The following is an 18,470-nucleotide window of genomic DNA, read 5'->3' as shown; positions in this document are numbered from 1 at the left end:
TCAGTTAACACCAAATGAACGGTTAATACATGCTCCTCGCCATCTAGTGACCAAAAATGCAGATGGTGTAGGTCAGCAACATGAGGTAGCTCCAGCAAAGTGTCAGCGACTTGTCTGTAGGTTTCTTTGTCCGGAGTTGCTTGTATGAAGAGTTTCAGCGTTGCCCACAGGTTGCGCAGCACATTCACTAAAATAAACATAGTAAAACCAATCGACAGTAGCGGATCGAGAATTGGCCAATCCACAAACAGCAAAACAATACCAACGATAAGTACAGCGACCCAGCCGAGAACATCCTCCAGCAAGTGCCAGTTAATAACGCGTTCGTTTAACGTTTTGCCCTCTGACAATTTGTAAGCAGCAAATCCATTAACTGTAATGCCAACGACGGCTAAAGCAATCATGCCATCAGCGACGGGCATCTGAGGGTTCCAGAGTCTGGGAATTGCTTCCACAAGTACCCAGGCAGAGCCTGCGATTAACACAACGGCATTAATAAATGCACCGGCAAGATTCAGTCTCTTATAACCGTAGGTAAAGTGTTGGTTAGCCTGTTTTTTGCCAAGTTTATTTAGTATCCACGCGAGACCTAACGACAGGCTATCGCCAAGATCATGAACGGCATCAGCTAAAATGGCGGTACTGTTGGTAAGAAAACCACCAATGAACTCAATAATGGTAAAAACAAAGTTAAGCAGAAATGCCCAACCTAATCGGTTGGACGGCATGTCCTTTGAGTGATCATGGTTATGGTGATGTCCCATAATACGTTCCTCTTTTAATAAAAGGGGGCGACAATAACCGCCCCCTTAAATGCTATTGAACCCTAACGGCTTAAATCCTTAATTTTTTGTTTCGAAAACCAAGGATAGAGCACGGGTAAGATAACCAATGTCAGCAGAGTAGCTGATACCAAACCACCAACAATGACGGTAGCCAGTGGGCGTTGAATTTCAGCCCCTGCACCGGTTGCAAACAGCATGGGAATGAGTCCTAACGCTGAGGTTATTGCAGTCATCAATACTGGGCGGAGTCGCGACCATGCGCCATCAAACACGGCATCATTAACCGCATGCCCATCGGTTATTCTCTGGTTAATACTCTCGACCAGAACCACACCGTTTAGTACCGCCACACCAAACAGTGTGATGAAACCCACGGCGCTGGGCACCGATAAGTACTGTCCTGACACATAGAGAGCCACAATACCGCCGATGACTGCCAATGGTACATTCACCAAAATCAACATGGCTTGACCCATGGTGCCGAAAGCAAAATAAAGCAGCAGGGCGATGAGTGCCAGCGATATGGGAACGACAATGGACAAGCGCTCCTGTGCTCGTTGTTGACTTTCGAACTGGCCACCAATGTCGACTGAGTAACCGGTTGGTAAATCCACCTTTTCGTCAATCGCCTTCCGAATATCGGCAACCACGCTGCCCATGTCACGATCCTGAACGTTTGATTGAATCACAACGCGACGCTGGACATCATCACGACGGATTTGCGGTGGTCCTGATTCAATTGCAACGTTGGCGACTTCGCCTAAGGTTACCCAGGCCCCTGAGGGAGTTAACAGGCGTAACGAACGAATAGACTCCGGCGTATCGCGGAATTGCTTGGCCAGCCGCACGTAAATATCATAGCGCTCATTACCGCGAATGATCTGGCCTGCCGAAGCGCCACCCAAGCCATTGTCGACAACGCTTAGTACATCGGAGGCATTTAAGCCGTAGCGTGAGAGTTGCTGGCGTTTCGGCGAAACCACGAGTTGTGCTTCACCTTTTATTTGCTCCATCGCTACAGCAACCGCCCCGTCAACTTGCTTGACGGCACCTTCTATTTCCTGGCCTTTACGGGCCAACACGTCAAGCTCGGGTCCAAATAGTTTGATGGCTAGCTGCGATTTTACACCTGAGAGCAGTTCATCAACCCGTGTTGCAATAGGTTGTGAAAAATTAAACAACAAGCCTGGGTGAGCATCGAGTTTTGCCTCCATTTTTTCTTGTAAGGCGTAGCGATCGGATGCCGTTGTCCATTCGGATTGCGGCTTAAGGCCCACATATATCTCGATGTTGCTGATAGGCTCTGGATCACCGCCCACTTCAGCTCGTCCAATGCGGCTGAGTGCGTAGGTGGTTTCCGGGAACGAAATCAGGATTTTTTCAAGCTTCGGAGCCACCTCTAAGGCCGTTTCAAGGTTAGAGGAGGGGGCTAATGTCACGCGAATATTAATCGTGCCTTCTTCCAGTTCGGGAGCGAACTCCGTGCCGAGACGAGGCACTAACACCAAGGCGCCGACAAACAGCACACCGGCCAAGGTAATAACGGCCTTTTTACTGCGTAAAGCGACCGACAATAGTCTTTTATAACCATTATCTAGTGGTTTAAGCAGTTTATTTTCACGAGGCTTAATACCCCGACTGAAAAAGTAACTGGCTAATGCCGGTACAACCATAATGGCCACAAAAACCGCGGAGATAATGGCCAACATAATACTGATAGCCATGGGCTCAAATAATTTAGCTTCAACACCCTGAAAACTAAACAGTGGCATAAAGACCACCAAGATAATCATGGCGGCAAAGAATACCGGTCGTGCCACTTCGTTCGCCGCTTCCTTAACTCGCAGCTTGATACCATGGCTATCGAGTTTGGCTGCCTGAGGATCCGGGTCGCGGTGCTCTGTGCGTTGCTCGGCGTCGTCTTGGTGTTCACTATCCGGACGACTTAAGTGCTTAAAGATGTTTTCAACCATCACCACGGAGCCGTCGACCAGCATACCAATGGCAACAGCAATCCCGCCCAGCGACATCAGGTTAGCTGACATGCCCATCGCGGACATTACCATCAGGGCAATGGCGATAGAAACGGGAATGGACAGTAACACTAAAAAAGTAGCGCGTATGTTGAGCAAAAACAGTGCTAATACTGCGATAATAAAGACAAAGGCAATGAGCAGTGAATACGCGACCGTAGATACGGCTTTTTGTATTAAATCGGCCTGATCATAATACGGCTCAAAGGTGACACCCTCGGGTAATGCTTGCTGAATAAGCGGAATGCGCTTTTTAATACCGTCGATGGTGGCTTTGGTATTCGAGCCCATGCGTTTGAGCACAATACCCGACACCACTTCGCCCAGCTGGTTGACCTCGCTGTCGACTTTACGCGACATTGAGACCGCCCCCTGGCGAATTTCACTACCGATTTCGACGTCGGCAACCTGGCTCAGTGTTACGGAAACGCCGTCAACGGTTTTGAGCGGTATTTGTCGTATTTGTTGCAGGCCTTTTTTACCGCTATCCAACCAGCCGGTGCCGCGAATAACCAACTGCTCCTGACCGCGGGGCATATACCAACCACCAACGTTACCGTTATTCTTGTTGACCGCGCTCATCACATCTTGCTGTGTGAGTTCGTAAGACAGTAACTTCGCGGGATTTAGGTTAACCTGATATTGCTTAACCTTACCGCCAAAGGACAAGACTTCGGTAATTCCCTCAACGGGCATTAGTAGCAGTTTAACCACATAGTCGTTAAGACTGCGTAGCTCCATACTGCTGACACCGGAGCCCGGTTCGGCAAGTAGCAGATACTGATAAACCTGGCCGAGGCCGGAAGAGTTAGGACCCATTTCGGGTGTACCTACGCCTTCGGGTATCAACTCCTTTGCCGCCTGCAGTCGTTCAAACACCAGTTGCCGGGCAAAGTAGATATCGACACTCTCGTCAAACACTACGGTAATGCCCGATAAACCTGTTTTTGAGATTGACCGAACCTCTTTGACGTCGGGCAGAGCATACATCACCGACTCTATCGGATAGGTAATCAGCTGCTCGACTTCGGTCGCTGCTAACCCGGGGGCCTCCGTATTTACCGTTACCTGAACGTTGGTAACATCGGGGAAGGCATCCAGATTAAGTTTGGGAATAACAAAAAATGACGCAATGCTGATGCTGAATAAAGCCAATACCAATAACAGGCGATTAGCGACAGCAAACTGAATAATGCGCTGAAACATACAACCTCCTGTTAGTGGTTATGTGGGTCAAAACCGCCTTTAGCGATTTGTGAGCGAACGAAAAACGCGCCGTTGTCTACGTATTCTGTGCCTTCCTTAACGCCTCGAATAACTTTCCACGGACCCTTTTGATCAATCAACTCGACTTTCTTCGGTTCAAATTTTCCGGGTTCGTGCTCAATGAATATCTGCCAGTCACCATCAGGTGCCCGCATCAAGGCAGAGTCCTTAACTGCAAGCACCGGTCCATCCGACTTGACTGAGAAATAAACATCCGCAAATAAACCGGGATGTAATTGGTCCTTTTCGTTATTTACCGCAAGTCGTACCGTTCGGGTGCGAGTTTTATGGTCTATTGTGTGGCCTTCCTGAATGACTTTTGCCGCAAAGCGGTGATTGTCGACACTCACTGCAACAGGATCACCAAACTGCACATTAAGGTCAGCTGAGCCTGGTAGCCGAGCATTAACCCACAAGGTTTCTTCTTGCAGAACTTCAACCAAGTGGTTACCGGCATTGACTTGCTGGCCCTGCTTGAAGTTATCGCTAACCACAATTCCGCCAATTTCTGAGGTCAGTTGGTATTCGCCGATAGGGTAATTAGCTTTACTTAAACGCTTAATATCACTGACCGACATACCAAATGCTTTGAGTTGCGCGTGCGCTGAGGTAAAGGCATTTTTCGCTTCGACAAAGCGTTTTTCACCCACCGTTGACTCACCTAGTGACTGCACGCGTTGCCATTCGTTAAGTGTGACTAAATACTGACTTTGCGCCTCTGCCATAGTTGCGCTGAAGAGTGTGGCTAGTGGTTCACCTTTTTCGACGTGATCGCCAATACTGACAAAACGTTTGAGTACGGTCGAATCGATGCGCGGACTCACGATGTAGCTGTTAAAGTCGTTAGCAACCACCTCGCCCGGGGCATAAACCGGGTATTCAATGACTTGAGTTTGCAAGGTTCGCGTGGTGATATCTGCCATGGACAGCTGCTTGCTGGATAGCTCCACGCCTGCACTTTCCTTATGTTCACCTTGCTCGTGTTTGCCTTCTTCCTTGTGGGTATCTTCTTTTTCGTCGTGTCCGTGTTCATCCTGCGCCATAACCGAAAAGCTCAGCGCAAGTGCTATTGCTGCGTATAAAGGTTTTACTGACATCGTTTACTCTCCAATCTCTGCGTTTGTTTGCTGGCTTAACGGCGATAACGTCAGCGCTTTACTGAGTTCGCCCGAACGGTACAACCATTCAATGGCGGCCAACCGATATTGTGTTTGCAGCGCTATACCTGCAAATTGACTATCGAGCTGCTGTTGCATGGCGGTGAGGTAGTCGGTGGTGGATAAGTCTCCGGCGAGCCAGGACTGTTCAATCACCTGCATCGACTCATCCTGCCGAGATTGAAAGTCTTTTTGCCAGCTTTGCCACTGTTTTTTCACAAAACGATAATTGTTAAGAGATGATTTCAGTGCTGCTTGCCATTGTTGCCTTAGTGCAATCAAACGTTTTTCTTCAGCAACAGCTTCGCTATTGGCTGCGCGTACCGCATCGCTGTAGTTATTGCGAATCTGTAGTGGAATGCTGAATGATAAGCCAACTACTGTTTCGTTATCGCTCTCGCCCGCTTCGACGCCTATGGTTGGGTTGGCGGTGGTTAACGAGCGTTTCCAGTCGACATCGGCGCGCTTTAATTGCCATTGCAGGTAAGCGGCTTTTAACGCTGGATGTTGTTGCCAACGAGCCGTTAACGCAGGTTCAACGTTAAATAGCTCCTCATTAATGGAGAGTTGACCGACATCAGACGTTGTTAGCAGAGCGTTTAACTCTGCTTCAGCGGATTGCAGTTGTTGATAAGCAGCTGCCGTTTGTTGCAGTTGCCGACTTAGTGCGAGTACCGTCAGTTGTTCGTCGACGGCACCTAAGTCACCGGCTTTACGTCGTTCGGCAACCAGGCTTATCGCCTGTTTAACGATTTTCTCTTGCTGCTTGGCCAGTGCGTAACGCTGTTTTGCACCAAGCCATTGCACATAGGTATTCAGCAGCGTTTTAGCATGCGATGTCGCCGACTGGCGATAAATACTCATTGCCATAGCGGTCATTGCGTCACTCTGACTGGCACGTGCTTCATTGCGAGTGCTCCAGTCCAGTGTTTGGCTTAGACCAACAGCGTAATTATTTATGTCACCCTCACGCTCTAAGCGTGATGATAAGCTAGGGTTGTACAAAGGCTGCTTTAATTGCTTGCCCTGTTGAATGAGTGCTTCAGCCTGCTGTTGAGCGGCTTCAACACTGGGGTGTTGCTGCACAGTTTGTTGCCATTGCTCGGGCAACTGTTGTGCATTGGCGTAGCTTGAGCTTATTGCCAGACTTACGGCAACAAACAAGCGTTTGCTATGTGTCGAAAACGGACCCATAGATAGACTCCTCGGTCATTTTACTGCGTTAATAATTCGAATTGATCCGCTGCGTTGCAACGTTTAAAACAGTTATGAGGAGATTGGAGGCCGAAATAGCGGTAAAGATAAAGGGTTAGAATAAACTTCAATATAACCAGAGCGAGACGTTTTGAAACGAGGGAGCGCCATAGCTTTTTCTGATTTCATTGCATAAAGATGGAATGAACCGTGGCAGTGACAGCAATGATGACAATCAAAACTGATATCGCCATTAAGAGGAAGCTCCTCCTTATCAATATGAGATTCGTCGTGCTCAAAGCTGAGGTGCTGTTCGGAGGAAGACTGGTGAGACTGGTGCACGTCTGCGACTGCCTGACTAATTTGAGTCAGAACCGCAAACAAAATCACTATGATAAACCCCAGTCTGAACATTATAGCCCTTGGTTTGTAAAGCTATTAAACGATAACGTAATTAATATGGGTTTACAAGAATCTACTTGAGTTCCCAATGTTAGAGGCTGAGCAAAGTTTGTGAAATCTTAGGTTGATTGGTAATATAGCTCATCTTTGGGGAGTAGCCTGTTTCCATAGTTGGAAGCGTTCGTGTCAACATAATTGGCCACATGCCATGGTGCGAACACCTCTCGGTTGGCGAGACCATCGATATATCCATGCTGAAGGTTGGGCGTGTGGGTATATCGTGGACTCAGAATGCACAGCCGGAGATAACTCAATGAACCTAATTGCTCTTCTTTTACTTGCTTTTTCTATGTCAACGGACGCTTTTTCTGCGGCTGTCGGTAAAGGGGCAAGTCTTAACCGTCCTCGTTTTTTCGAAGCACTAAGAATGGGCGTGATTTTCGGGACGATTGAAGCAATAACCCCTGTTATTGGTTGGTTGGTCGGTAAATCAGCAGCCTCTTATGTTGAAGTCTGGGATCATTGGGTAGCCTTCTTTTTATTGCTGGCCCTTGGTTTACATATGGTTTATGAAGGCTTTAGACCCGGCGGAGAAGAGGTAGACAAACCCTCCAGACAATCGTTTTTTAAAGTTTCTCTTACGGCGTTAGGCACCAGCATTGATGCCATGGCAGTTGGTGTAGGCCTGGCCTTTATTGATGTGAATATTTGGCTTGCCGCGGTGCTTATCGGTTTAGCTACAACCCTTATGGTTACTTTGGGAGTGATGTTAGGGCGCTTTGTTGGAGCGGTAATAGGTCATTGGGCAGAAATGTTCGGCGGGATTACTTTAATTGGAGTGGGTTTTTGGATCTTGTTAAGCCACATATAAGAAAAGAGTTTATTAGGATAACGCTATAATTTCACTGTCTAATCTGAATTTGGTAGCTCTATCTGCACTTCAAACCCAGATGGCTGGATATTGTTAAATGATATCTTGCCATGGTGCAATTGTATTATTTTCGAGGTGATGGACAGCCCCAGACCAGAGCCGGCGATATTAGTGTGTTCGCGGAATCGATAAAAACGCTCTCCCATTTGTTCAGTTATTTCGGCGGGCACACCGCTGCCTTGATCTCTTATCTTGATAATAATGCTTGCCGATGTATCAACCGCTTCTATTTGTATAGTGGAGTCTGCCGGTGAAAATTTCATTGCGTTGGATAAGAGGTTGGTCAATGCGCTGACTATTAACGCGTTATTGCACGTTATTTTTATTGTGGGAACACCGATTTGCCATTGGTAGTCCTCGACTTGATTGATGGGTAGGCTATCAATCGCTAAGGAAACCAAGGTTTTAATTTCAATTTCATCAAAGTCGGCAGAATTATCCAAACTATCCAGTCGATTTAAACGCAAGAGTTGATTAACTAAATGCGACATCCGCTCTACGGCATGAAAAATAGCTTTACCGGACTGTTTAGAATCCTCCAGAGATTCAGCATGAATAATATTTTCCGCATGTACCTGAATGGCGCTTAACGGTGTGCGCAATTCATGTGACGCATCAGCAATAAAGCGCTTTTCCCGCTCTGAAAACATCTTAATTTGATGTAATAGTTTATTAATTGCCTGTTTTATCGGGATCAACTCTTTGGGCAGGTCGGACTCAATTGGAGACAGGTTATTTAACGCTCTGGCTCTTAAGTCTAAGGCAAATCTGTTAACGGGTTTCAGTACAAGATAAATAATGAAGAGTATAATTAGGCTGATAGGAACCCACATCAATAATAGCGGGTATAGTTGTTCTGAAGCCAGGTAGCCACTTAGCTCACTGCGTACATCCTGTCGTTGAAAAGTGCGCACCCAGATGCCTTTAGATTCTGAGAAATAACTGTAAATAAACCATGTTTGCGCATCATTCTCTAACGTATGGTAGCCAGCCTCTAAATTTTTAAGTGGTAGTACCCGGAGCTGATTGGTGAAAGCCAACAATTCACCATTGGCACTGTATATATGATAGCCGATTTTTGACTCGTACTTATGGCCGCTAGGGCCCCTCTCATTAGCGGGCTCGTCTTCACCGGTATCATCATAGTTTGATATCGGGATTCTTTTGGGTACTGAGTGAGTTTCCGGGGACGGTGTATAAAATGTTGCTAGCGACTTTGCGGTTTGTGCGAGTTGCGCATCAAAAACTTCATCCAATTCGTGCAGGATATCCCGATAACTGGTCCAGGCTGTAATCGCTAATACCGCAATTACAGCTAAGTTAATGCCAATAACCAATGAGCGGCGAAGCGACCAAAGTTTCATAATGATTCGTCTTTTAATCGATAGCCTAAACCCCGGATGGTGGTTATCAGGCTAGGATCCAGTTTCTTGCGCAAATGGTGAATGTGAACCTCTAACGAATTGCTTTCGTTATCACCATTCCAACCATAACATGCGCTCTCTAGTTGCTCTTTACTCACTATTCTGCCCATATGTAATGCTAATTGTTTAACTAACAACCATTCTAACCGGGTCAAATTGATGACTTTATTGCGGAAACGACATTGTTGTGATGCGATATCAACACTGAGCTCACCGCAGATTATAACATCGTTTAATTGCTGGTTTGCTTTTCGTACCTGAACCCGAATACGGGCTTCTAACTCACGCAGTTCAAATGGCTTTACAACGTAGTCATTGGCTCCCTCATTCAGTGCCAGCACCTTCGTATCAATGTCATCCCAAGCGGTGAGCACGACAATAGGAACTTGTTGGCCTGCCTTGCGGAGCTTTTTGATGAGGGATACCGCATTACCATCGGGTAGGCCGAGATCAAAGATTGCGAGTTCGAATTGGTCGGTTTTGAGAGCACTTTCCGCTTGTGACAGATTCATAGCTAGTTCGACAACATAACCCATACGGTTCAGGCCTTTAATGATACCTTCTGCCAAGGTTTTGTCATCTTCAAGGAGTAGTAGACGCATTCGCATATCTCTCGTTAATCTGCGTTAAATCAAGGTTTGCATTATAAAGTGACGTTTCTACATTAAAGTAACCCAATACAGTATGCGAGAAATTATCATGGCTAATATCGGCATCTGAATTATTTTTCGTCATTTCAAATGTCTTTGTAGGCCAGGTTATCCATGGAATATGACGCTGTTCTTTAGGGGCTAACCAGTTCGGTAAACCATGCAGGTAGATACCGTTATCACCTAGGGACTCACCGTGGTCGGATACATACATCATGCTGCTGTCCAGCTCGTTGTGGCTCCTCAACAACCTAATGACCTGACTGACGAGCCGGTCCGTTATCAATAAGCTGTTGTCGTAGGCATTTATAATTTCGTCTTTTGTGCAGTTCGTTAATTCCCGGCTTTTGCATTCCGGAAAAAATCGTTTGAGTTTTTCTGGTGAACGCTCGTAGTATGCTGGTCCGTGGCTGCCCATTTGGTGAAGTACAATGATTGAATCCTGAGTGATGTTTTGTAACCAGGATTTCAATTCATCAAGCATATCAAAGTCGTAGCAGCCCGTTTCTCCACACCTATTTTCATTCATTACAATGGTATTAATACGGTTACAGACGTCTTTGCACCCGGAGTTATTTTCAATCCAGGTCGCATTGATACCGGCGGTTTCTAAAACATCTAATACATTACTCGAACTTCTGGCGGCGTTGGAATAATTATCAGCCGTTAAAAAACTGAACATACAGGGAACAGAGACAGCCGTGGCTGTGCCGCATGACATAGCATCTTTGTAGCTCAAGAGTTGCTCTGATGTTGCCAGTTCCGAGAGCATGGGGGTTGTCGGCCGATCATAGCCATTGAGTGAGAAGTGATCGGCACGTGCCGTTTCGCCCAATACGACCACCATGATTCTTGGTTTTTCCGAGGCTTTAGTTTGCACTGCGTCCTGCCCCAAAGCGGTAAACTGAGCCGGCTTCTCGAGCTTTTGTCTTACAACTGAGACGCTCGCAGAGACGACATTGAAGGGTGCGATCCGATATTTTATATCCCGATGGTTACGAAATAAGGAGGCAAAGTCGTCATAACTTGTATAAGCAATACCAACCGCTAAAAAGCAGAAGCAGGCTGTTGCAACAAGACTCTGTTTAATCTGTGTTAGCGGTCTTGCTTTGGGGATTTTTATGTACACCAGCAATAAAGAAGGGACGATACCCAGTGCTATTAATGTGATAAAAAAACCGGTAGAAAGTTGGTCTCCTGCCTCTGCCGGATCGGTTTCTATGGTGTTGATAAGCATGTCGGGGTCAATAACAATGCCGTATTGCAACATATAAAATGAGGCTGGTGCAGCCACAATCATTAAAATAATCGCCAGTGGCTTGAACGCATTAACGAACCGGCTTAACGCTAGCACAAAGGCATAAAAACAGAGTGTGAATGCCATTAACTTAAACTGTGTGAATGGTTTTACACCGTAAGCCTCCAAAGCGCTTAACAATGGGCCGGAGTAGGCAAAGGTTAACCAGGTCGCAACGACCGTTAACAGTAGTGAAAAATTAAGGGTTAGTCGTTTCATGCTGTTCACCTATATGAAAAATGAATAACGCGATGCTCCAGCAAATAAAGGCTGTGGCGATATCGTCGACGAAGAAGTGGGCGCCACGCAGTTGTTGTGCAAAGCCGAGGATGAAGCCGACAAGAAGTGACAAAACGGCCGATGTCTTAGCAAGGTCGGGGCGGTTTTTACGCCAGAAAAAATAAAGTCCGATCCACGCAAAACCGATACTCGAATGCCCCGACGGAAAGCATCGTCCAGAGCTAAAGTGACTGTCACTTAACGACCACAAATTAACGTAGGGTTTAGTGCCGCCGTATAGACGCAGATCCCAGGGGCAGTCCATACCCAGAGTGGCCTTGAGGTAATTAACCAAGCCAAAAGACAGTAAAAGGGATAAGAGCAGCAGCACATAGCGACGCCGCTGAGAGTGATTTTTTCCCGGAAAAAACTGGACTAAGGTCAAGGCTAATAGCGAAATGACTGCGATTAGATTGAGGTTGCGCACACCTTCATGAAAAATAGTTTCAGTAACAAAGTGGTGTTTAAGTGACCACTGAAAACCCTCGAGTTGATAGAGTTTATTGGCAACTAAAAACTTGAGATCAAATAATTCTGCCGTTGTTAATACAGCAATAAAAATTAGTAGCGTAAACAGCCAACGTTGCCAGATCGTTGTCATTTTCAAAACGGCCATAATAGCGCTGCCCAAACGATGATGAACTGAAGGATGGCAAGGAATACGGCAGCCGACGCAATATCCTTCGCGCGCCCGCTAAGTTCGTGAAAGTCCTCACCGATGCGATCGACCACAGCTTCGACAGCGGAATTAAGCAATTCAGTAATGAGCAAGCCGGACAGAGACAAAAACATTATTAGTCGCTCTATTAGCGCCAGCGGTGCCAGAATTAAAATAGGCGCTAATAAAATGACCAGTACCACTTCTTGACGGAACGCCGCTTCAAAAAGCCATGCAGCCTTAAGCCCTTTTATGGAATACCGAGTTGCATGAAGTATTCGGATTATTCCGATTTTACCTGGTTTCATGATGATTCCTGTCACGATAAAAACTGCATCCTAAGCAACCAATATTAAGTTCAGCTTAAGGTTCCCCGTTTACTATCCAAACCATCATCAAAACTGGGTTGGATTGTTAATGCATAATGTTTATTTGCTAAAGAGAGGGGGAAGGTCGTTAGCGCACTATCGCACGCTGATTACCGGGTTTGGGCTTGGGTTAATTATTTTGAGTGTCAGCCGTCTACTGCTCTTTATCTGGCAGCATGAGCGCGTAACAGAGGCCGGAAATATTGGCTATCTGATGATGATGGGATTGAGGGCTGACGTTGTTCAGATGGGGTATCTGACACTGCCATTATTGTTATTGGCGCCGCTATTTCTAAACCGCTGGGGTGTCGGGCTTTGGCAGAAAATTCAGGGCATCTGGCTGATTGTTGCTATTACCTATATTGCGTTTATGGAGATATCAACGCCTGCCTTTATTATGCAGTACGATTTGCGGCCTAACCGTTTGTTTATTGAATATTTAGCATACCCCAAAGAAGTGTTTAGTACGCTCTGGGGCGGTTTTAAACCCTGGTTATTTTTAAGCGGTGTGGTTGTGATTGGCTTTTTATATGGGTTAACTAAATTAGCAAAGTGCTTGAATAGATCAACCGGCGTTGGGCACAAACACATTGTCAGTTCGCTGATTGTCTGGCCGGTATTGGTGATTCTTGTTTTTGCGGGGGTTCGTTCAACCCTGGCGCATCGGCCGGCTAACCCGGCCTTTTTCGCGGTGACCTCTGATGCATTGGTGAATAGTTTAATTATTAGTTCAGCTTATTCGGTGGAATACGCAATTTATAATATACGCCACGAGGGGAGTGCTGCCCGTGTTTATGGTAGTGCCTCAATCGAGCAAATACTCAATACCGCGAAAAAACAACCTCACTTAGTCGCGAAGACCTTTCCGTCAGAGCAATACCCAACGGTGCATTTTAATACCGCTTCCCGTAACTACGATAAACCGAAGAATATTGTTGTTATTCTGGAAGAAAGTCTGGGGGCTACTTTTGTTAAAGATTTAGGTGGCATTGGTGTGACGCCAAACCTTGAACAGTTGCGGCAGGAAGGTTGGTGGTTTAAGCAACTATACGCGACGGGAACGCGTTCGGTTCGTGGCATTGAAGCGGTCATTTCAAGCTTTTTACCGACACCTGCACGCAGCACGGTAAAACTCTCCTTGTCGCAGCAAAACTTTTACACAGCGGCTGATTTGCTGTCGCGTAAAGGCTATTTCACCGAGTTTATTTACGGTGGTGAAACACATTTTGACAATATGGGAACCTTTTTCATCGGCAACGGCTTTCAGTCAACACTGGGGCAAAGTGACATCACTAATCCACAATTTTTGGGTAGTTGGGGAGTAAGTGACGGCGATTTATTTAATACCGCGCATCAGCGCTTGGAAGAACTGGGAAAAGCCGGACAACCCTTCTTTAGTTTAGTTTTCACTTCTTCAAACCACGAGCCGTTTGAGTTTCCTGACAATGCAATTGAGCTTTATTCAAAGCCAAAAAATACGGTTGAGAATGCCGTGAAATACGCTGATTTTGCTTTGGGTCAGTTCATTGAAAAGGCTAAAAATAGTGACTATTGGGAGGATACAATTTTTCTGATTGTTGCTGACCATGATACGCGTGTCTACGGCAACGAATTAGTGCCCATTAATAAATTCCGTATACCCGGACTTATTTTGGGTGGGTCGATTCAACCCAGGGAAATCGACTCAATAGCCAGTCAAATTGATTTATTACCGACCGTTATATCGCTTGCGGGTATTTCTGCCTGGACCCCGGCAATAGGGCAGGATCTATCAGCAAAAGATGTACCACCCGCTAATCGTGCGATGATGCAGTTTGGTAGTAATTATGCGTGGATGACTAACGAGGGCGTGGCCATATTAACGCCGGGCGAGGATATGACGGGTCATTACGACGTTCAGAAAAACCGCTTTGTCGCAGATGATAAGACGAATAGCCAATTACACGAAGAGGCACTGGCACATGCGTTGTTGCCATCCTGGCTGTATCAAAATCGGGCTTACTTTGTGCCGGAAGGTCTCAACTAGAGTGCTTATTAGTCTGGTCGCTTAAGATTTTCTTAATAAAGGGTATTCATAATGATTCCTGACAATCAAAAGGGGGCTTTATGAATACCCACTACTCTGGCTTATCAAAGATTAATCACTGGTTCACGGTTATTCTTGTGACCGTTATGCTCACGCTCGGCTATATGATGCTTTTTGCTGCTGAAGAAAGTACCGAAGGTTTTTTAAAAGCAGTCCATATTAGCATCGGTTTTTTTGCGTTCTGGTTTTTGTTGTGGCGAACAACTTACCGCCTAAAACAGGGTTTTCCGAAAACACATTCGATGGATGTAAAAGGAATTATTGCGCGCGGTGTTCATTATCTTATTCTGTTGAGTTTGGTGGTATTAGTTATAACTGGTCCGCTTTATCTTTTTACTGAAAATGAAGCGGTAGTCGTGTTTAACTGGTTTAGCGTTCAGTTTGACTTAACGGCACTAAAAGTTATTCATGAACCTGCGGAAGAAGTACACAAACTGTTTGGCTTGTATCTACTGCCTGTTTTACTGGCGATACACATCTTGGCAGCTACTTTTGAATATCTGGTAAATTCTGAGCAATAATAATTTAAAAAAGGAGCATGTCGTTAGGCATGCCCACAGTCATCGAGTTTGACTGGTCAATCAATTGGCTAACACTTCCGTACCATTGATGCAGAAGTTTTTGAAATTAATTGGTTTGTAGTGGCATAGTTGATTTGGCTACCTAATTAATTAGGCCACTATAGCTTCATTTGAGTAAAGAGAAGTCGGTTCAACGTGAATGAATGCTTGGCTTAGAATATTTTTGTTTATGTAGTCAGCCAATTAAAGCTCCTTATTCGTTTAGCTAGAATTAGTAACGTTAGGAGTCCTTCTCGAATCAGCCTCTAAATATTTGAAACATACATCATCTCGTTGGGCGTAAAGCACAAGGAAAGACGATGTTCCCAAAATGCAATAACGGGAACAAGCAAACTCACTAAAAACGGGCTATTTCCCCCTTTATACCCTCTTAAGTACTCAAAATCACGTTTTACAGCAAAAAAGGAACTCGATCATGGCCGAAGTACAAGCGGTTAAAGATCTGGATACCGTGAAGCTCATTAGCTACCTTCTCAAACGAACCTACGGTCAGCAAATTGCCGACGTCTGGGATATCGGCTTGAACCTGGCGTTACGGATTTCAGATTTACTGTCTATCAAGTTTGAAAACATAAACGATGAGCGTCTGACCCTGGTTGAAGGGAAGACGTCGAAACAAGCAACGATTAAATTGAACGACAAAGCACGGTCGATTATTGCTCGCATTAAAGAGGAGCATCCAGATCATACTTACCTATTTCAATCCTATCGAAACCAATGGTCTAAAGGCTTGGACGAGGCCCCGATTAGCCGCCGTTACGTTTCGCGGGCGTTCGCGGCGATTGGAGAGGAGGTTGGCATTAAACTTGGAACTCATTCAATGCGAAAGACCCGAGGCTATCACCTTTATAAGAACACAAACGACATCGCCAGGGTAATGAAGATGCTACGTCATAGCTCTGAGGCTGTGACGCTGCGTTATATTGGCATTACTCAGGAGGATGTTGACCGTGACTTTGCTGAATTAGAGCTATAGGGGCTGAGGGCCCCTATTTTTTGTGTCGTCCATCCGAAGTACCAATCAAGCGAGATTAAAACCTATATCACCTAATGGCAGTTACGGCTGCAGTTAATTAACTGTCAATTAGGAGAACATTTATGTCGAATGTAACGGTGGTTCATACCAAGTCGGAACTAGAGCTAGCCATCGAAAGGCGGGATAAAACAATTGCTGTAAAAAGCGCGTCACTGGCTGATGATGTGAAAACGGTTAAGTCAGCCTCATCTGGAGCTTTTGCTTTAGCTATTGGCTCTGCAGGCGTCTTTGCTACCAATTTCTGGAATCCGCTGGGCTGGGGCTCAGGTATTATCGGAACGCTATCTACAGGGTCGCTGATCACTGCAATTATCGCGATTGGTCTCAGCTCGACATTGCTATTCGCTATCTACAACGATTACTCGATTAAGGGGCGAACATCGATTCAGCTGGCTGGTGGTAACAGCATTGATGCGGATTTGGTCATGGAGAGGGACTAACTATGGCTAGCATGAAACGAAACATTATTGGCGTTAAAATGCGACCAGGTGAGGTTCGCTTTGTTGCTGTTGCGTCGATTGAACGTGTGGAAGCGTTTGGTAATTACGTAAAGATCTACTTTGGCAACGAGCGAGTGCTGCATCGAGCAACGCTATCTGACATGGAGGAATTACTGGACGATAGATTCATTCGCATCCATCGCAGTCACATCGTAAAGCGAGACCAATTGAGAAAGCTCTTATCAGAGTTAGGTCGATACCAGGAAGTGGAATTAGCTGATGAGACCGTGCTTCCGTTGGGAAGTCATTATAAGCGCCAGCTGATGCTCGATATTGGTTTGTAAGGGATAGGCTCAGGGTAGGTTAACCCTGGGCTTATTTTTTGTCTTAGGGGCTCCTTTAACAGCGCCATCACGCATGATAGGGACATTTGCTGGCGCCTCGATACCAAACTTGACTTGACCATCCTTTAGCTTTTTCGGATGTCTACCGTTATATGGTTGCCTATTGTGAGTTTCACGAACCCCATGCGGCTTAGAATGGGTACTGTGAAGTCCTTTTCCATCAAGTTAAGCTAACTGCAGCTAGGTTAAGCTTAGGACCAATATTTCTTGCGATTGCTGCATGCAAGTCTATAGTGACATGATGAGAAAGCTCTAGAATTCATGTCTTTAGTACATGATTTATGTCGTTCTATGAAACTTTGGCTAAATATAGAGCAGGTGACTTACTTAGAAAATGGAATATTAGTAGATGCGCTTTTTTTCGGAAGGACCCAACATTCCCGACTTGTTGCTGGAGAGACGAGATCGGGGGCAAGTAGTTTTTTTGTGCGGGGCCGGAGTCTCTCTAAGCGCTGGCATGCCAGACTTTTACAATCTTGCAAAGTATGTGATGGATTTTTTCGATCCGCCTAAAGGGTCGGCTGTAGAGTCAGAGTTTAGACCATGGATAGAGGAAAATGAGAGCGGAAGCAAACGCTCAAAAACTCCTCTCGACCAGATTTTTCATCTTCTTCATCAGGAATATGGTCGGGATGAAGTTAATGAGTTGGTTGCTGAGCGGTTATGGAACTATCGAGTAGATGGAGCGAAAAGTACAGAACATAGTGTAATTGCTAGAATTTCGTCGGACCAAGAGGGTAAGCCTCAAATCGTCACTACTAACTTTGATCTCTTGTTTGAGAAATCAGTTAACGACGGAGAACTAGAGATCTATCAACCTCCTGCCTTTCCTGACATAAGTCTTGGTGTTCCGCTAACAGGGATCATCTATTTACATGGACGACTTCAAGATCCGAAGACTGGACTTCCCAGCTTTCACTAGACAGTCTGTAGATTTTCAAAGTACGCCTTTTCAAAGTTAGCAGGCGATACGCCGCCTGTATGAGAATGACGCTTTTTTGGATTGTAAAACATCTCGATAAAATTAAATATCTCAGTCTTCGCTTCGTTCCTGTTCGGGTAAATCTTTTTCCGGATGACCCGCTTTTTAAATGTGGCAAAAAAGCTTTCAGCAACGGCATTGTCGTGGCAGTTCCCACGTCGGCTCATCGATGGTATTAGGTTGTGCTCTTTCATGAATGCCAGGTAATCAGAGCTGCCATATTGGCTGCCCTGATCGCTGTGTACCAGAACTTTCTCTTTCGGGCGTCGCTGATAAACCGCCATGAGCAGTGCTCTGATAACCAGATGTTTATCCATATTTTTGTCCATTGACCAGCCGACAACGCGTCTGGAGAACAAGTCGATAACCGTTGCCACGTAAAGGAAGCCTTCGTAAGTGCGCAGTAGAGTAAGAAGCAGGGCGTAGTCTCACTATCTCCCTGCTTCTCCTCACCGAACCGTACGTGCACCTTTCAGCGCATACGGCTCTCCACTTAA

At 45.8% G+C, this 18,470-nt stretch carries 16 protein-coding genes, 1 pseudogene and 1 riboswitch; of the genes and pseudogenes, 7 read left to right on the top strand and 10 right to left on the bottom strand.

Translation table 11 applies throughout. The annotated features are described in order from the left end of the window. The 4 genes from DET62_RS14110 to DET62_RS14095 all read right to left on the bottom strand — a co-directional run. On the bottom strand, nt 1–764 hold a 764-nt coding region (locus tag DET62_RS14110; protein WP_110014396.1), incomplete at its 3' end, for a cation diffusion facilitator family transporter. 62 nt (nt 765–826) lie between these two features. Further along, nucleotides 827–4,024 carry a CusA/CzcA family heavy metal efflux RND transporter gene (locus tag DET62_RS14105; RefSeq protein ID WP_110014395.1) on the bottom strand — a complete coding sequence of 1,066 codons (3,198 nt, stop codon included), beginning with the start codon at nt 4,022–4,024 and terminating at the stop codon, nt 827–829. An 11-nt stretch (nt 4,025–4,035) separates the two neighbouring features. Continuing rightward, a complete protein-coding gene (locus DET62_RS14100) occupies nt 4,036–5,181 on the bottom strand; it encodes an efflux RND transporter periplasmic adaptor subunit (protein ID WP_110014394.1) in 1,146 nt (381 codons plus the stop codon). A 3-nt stretch (nt 5,182–5,184) separates the two neighbouring features. After that, nucleotides 5,185–6,435, bottom strand: a complete 1,251-nt coding sequence (locus tag DET62_RS14095) for a TolC family protein (protein WP_110014393.1) — start codon at nt 6,433–6,435, stop codon at nt 5,185–5,187. Nucleotides 6,436–6,974: 539 nt separating this feature from the next. Further along, nucleotides 6,975–7,112, top strand: a riboswitch (yybP-ykoY riboswitch). A gap of 38 nt (nt 7,113–7,150) precedes the next feature. Between DET62_RS14095 and DET62_RS14085 the strand changes: the two genes are divergently transcribed. Beyond that, on the top strand, nt 7,151–7,708 hold the full coding sequence (locus tag DET62_RS14085) for a manganese efflux pump MntP family protein (protein WP_110014392.1): 558 nt from the start codon (nt 7,151–7,153) through the stop codon (nt 7,706–7,708). Between the two features lie 38 nt (nt 7,709–7,746). On the opposite strand, the gene DET62_RS14080 is transcribed toward DET62_RS14085, so the two are convergent. Genes DET62_RS14080 through DET62_RS14060 form a run of 5 tightly spaced genes read right to left on the bottom strand, consistent with a single transcriptional unit; the run spans nt 7,747 to nt 12,384 of the window. Then, the gene (locus tag DET62_RS14080; RefSeq protein ID WP_110014391.1) at nt 7,747–9,132 is read right to left on the bottom strand and encodes an ATP-binding protein; all 1,386 of its coding nucleotides are present in this window, start codon (nt 9,130–9,132) and stop codon (nt 7,747–7,749) included. Beyond that, nucleotides 9,129–9,794, bottom strand: coding sequence for a response regulator transcription factor (locus tag DET62_RS14075; RefSeq protein WP_110014390.1), 666 nt, complete (start codon nt 9,792–9,794; stop codon nt 9,129–9,131). The genes DET62_RS14080 and DET62_RS14075 overlap by 4 nt, the downstream gene beginning before the upstream one ends. Continuing rightward, entirely contained in the window at nt 9,775–11,358 is a 1,584-nt protein-coding gene (locus tag DET62_RS14070) for a phosphoethanolamine--lipid A transferase (RefSeq protein WP_110014389.1), read from the bottom strand. The genes DET62_RS14075 and DET62_RS14070 overlap by 20 nt, the downstream gene beginning before the upstream one ends. After that, a complete protein-coding gene (locus DET62_RS14065) occupies nt 11,339–12,034 on the bottom strand; it encodes a phosphatase PAP2 family protein (RefSeq protein ID WP_110014388.1) in 696 nt (231 codons plus the stop codon). Before DET62_RS14065 ends, DET62_RS14070 begins: the two co-directional genes overlap by 20 nt. After that, a complete protein-coding gene (locus DET62_RS14060; protein WP_110014387.1) occupies nt 12,022–12,384 on the bottom strand; it encodes a diacylglycerol kinase in 363 nt (120 codons plus the stop codon). The genes DET62_RS14065 and DET62_RS14060 overlap by 13 nt, the downstream gene beginning before the upstream one ends. Before the next feature lie 109 nt (nt 12,385–12,493). On the opposite strand from DET62_RS14060, the gene DET62_RS14055 reads away from it, so the two are divergent. From DET62_RS14055 to DET62_RS14025, 6 genes are all read left to right on the top strand, one after another. Next, nucleotides 12,494–14,470 (top strand): LTA synthase family protein, encoded by a 1,977-nt coding sequence (locus DET62_RS14055; RefSeq protein ID WP_110014386.1) that lies wholly within the window; start codon nt 12,494–12,496, stop codon nt 14,468–14,470. 80 nt (nt 14,471–14,550) lie between these two features. Continuing rightward, complete coding sequence (locus tag DET62_RS14050) at nt 14,551–15,051, top strand: cytochrome b/b6 domain-containing protein (protein ID WP_110014385.1); 501 nt, start codon at nt 14,551–14,553, stop codon at nt 15,049–15,051. 475 nt (nt 15,052–15,526) lie between these two features. Beyond that, the gene (locus DET62_RS14045; protein ID WP_110014384.1) at nt 15,527–16,087 is read left to right on the top strand and encodes a tyrosine-type recombinase/integrase; all 561 of its coding nucleotides are present in this window, start codon (nt 15,527–15,529) and stop codon (nt 16,085–16,087) included. Between the two features lie 122 nt (nt 16,088–16,209). After that, nucleotides 16,210–16,587 carry a hypothetical protein gene (locus DET62_RS14040; protein WP_110014383.1) on the top strand — a complete coding sequence of 126 codons (378 nt, stop codon included), beginning with the start codon at nt 16,210–16,212 and terminating at the stop codon, nt 16,585–16,587. Between the two features lie 2 nt (nt 16,588–16,589). Further along, the gene (locus tag DET62_RS14035) at nt 16,590–16,931 is read left to right on the top strand and encodes a LytTR family DNA-binding domain-containing protein (protein ID WP_110014382.1); all 342 of its coding nucleotides are present in this window, start codon (nt 16,590–16,592) and stop codon (nt 16,929–16,931) included. A 517-nt stretch (nt 16,932–17,448) separates the two neighbouring features. Then, entirely contained in the window at nt 17,449–17,913 is a 465-nt protein-coding gene (locus DET62_RS14025; protein ID WP_133566309.1) for a hypothetical protein, read from the top strand. On the opposite strand, the pseudogene DET62_RS14020 reads toward DET62_RS14025, so the two are convergent. After that, nucleotides 17,910–18,386: pseudogene (locus DET62_RS14020) on the bottom strand (IS3 family transposase); the annotation flags it as partial. The gene DET62_RS14025 and the pseudogene DET62_RS14020 sit on opposite strands and share 4 nt — an antisense overlap. Nucleotides 18,387–18,470 lie beyond the last annotated feature (84 nt).

Source organism: Idiomarina sp. H2, assembly GCF_004364275.1.
GTDB classification, from domain to species: domain Bacteria; phylum Pseudomonadota; class Gammaproteobacteria; order Enterobacterales; family Alteromonadaceae; genus Idiomarina; species Idiomarina loihiensis.
Note: the sequence above shows the minus strand (reverse complement) of the source record. Positions and strands in the feature narration are given on the sequence as shown.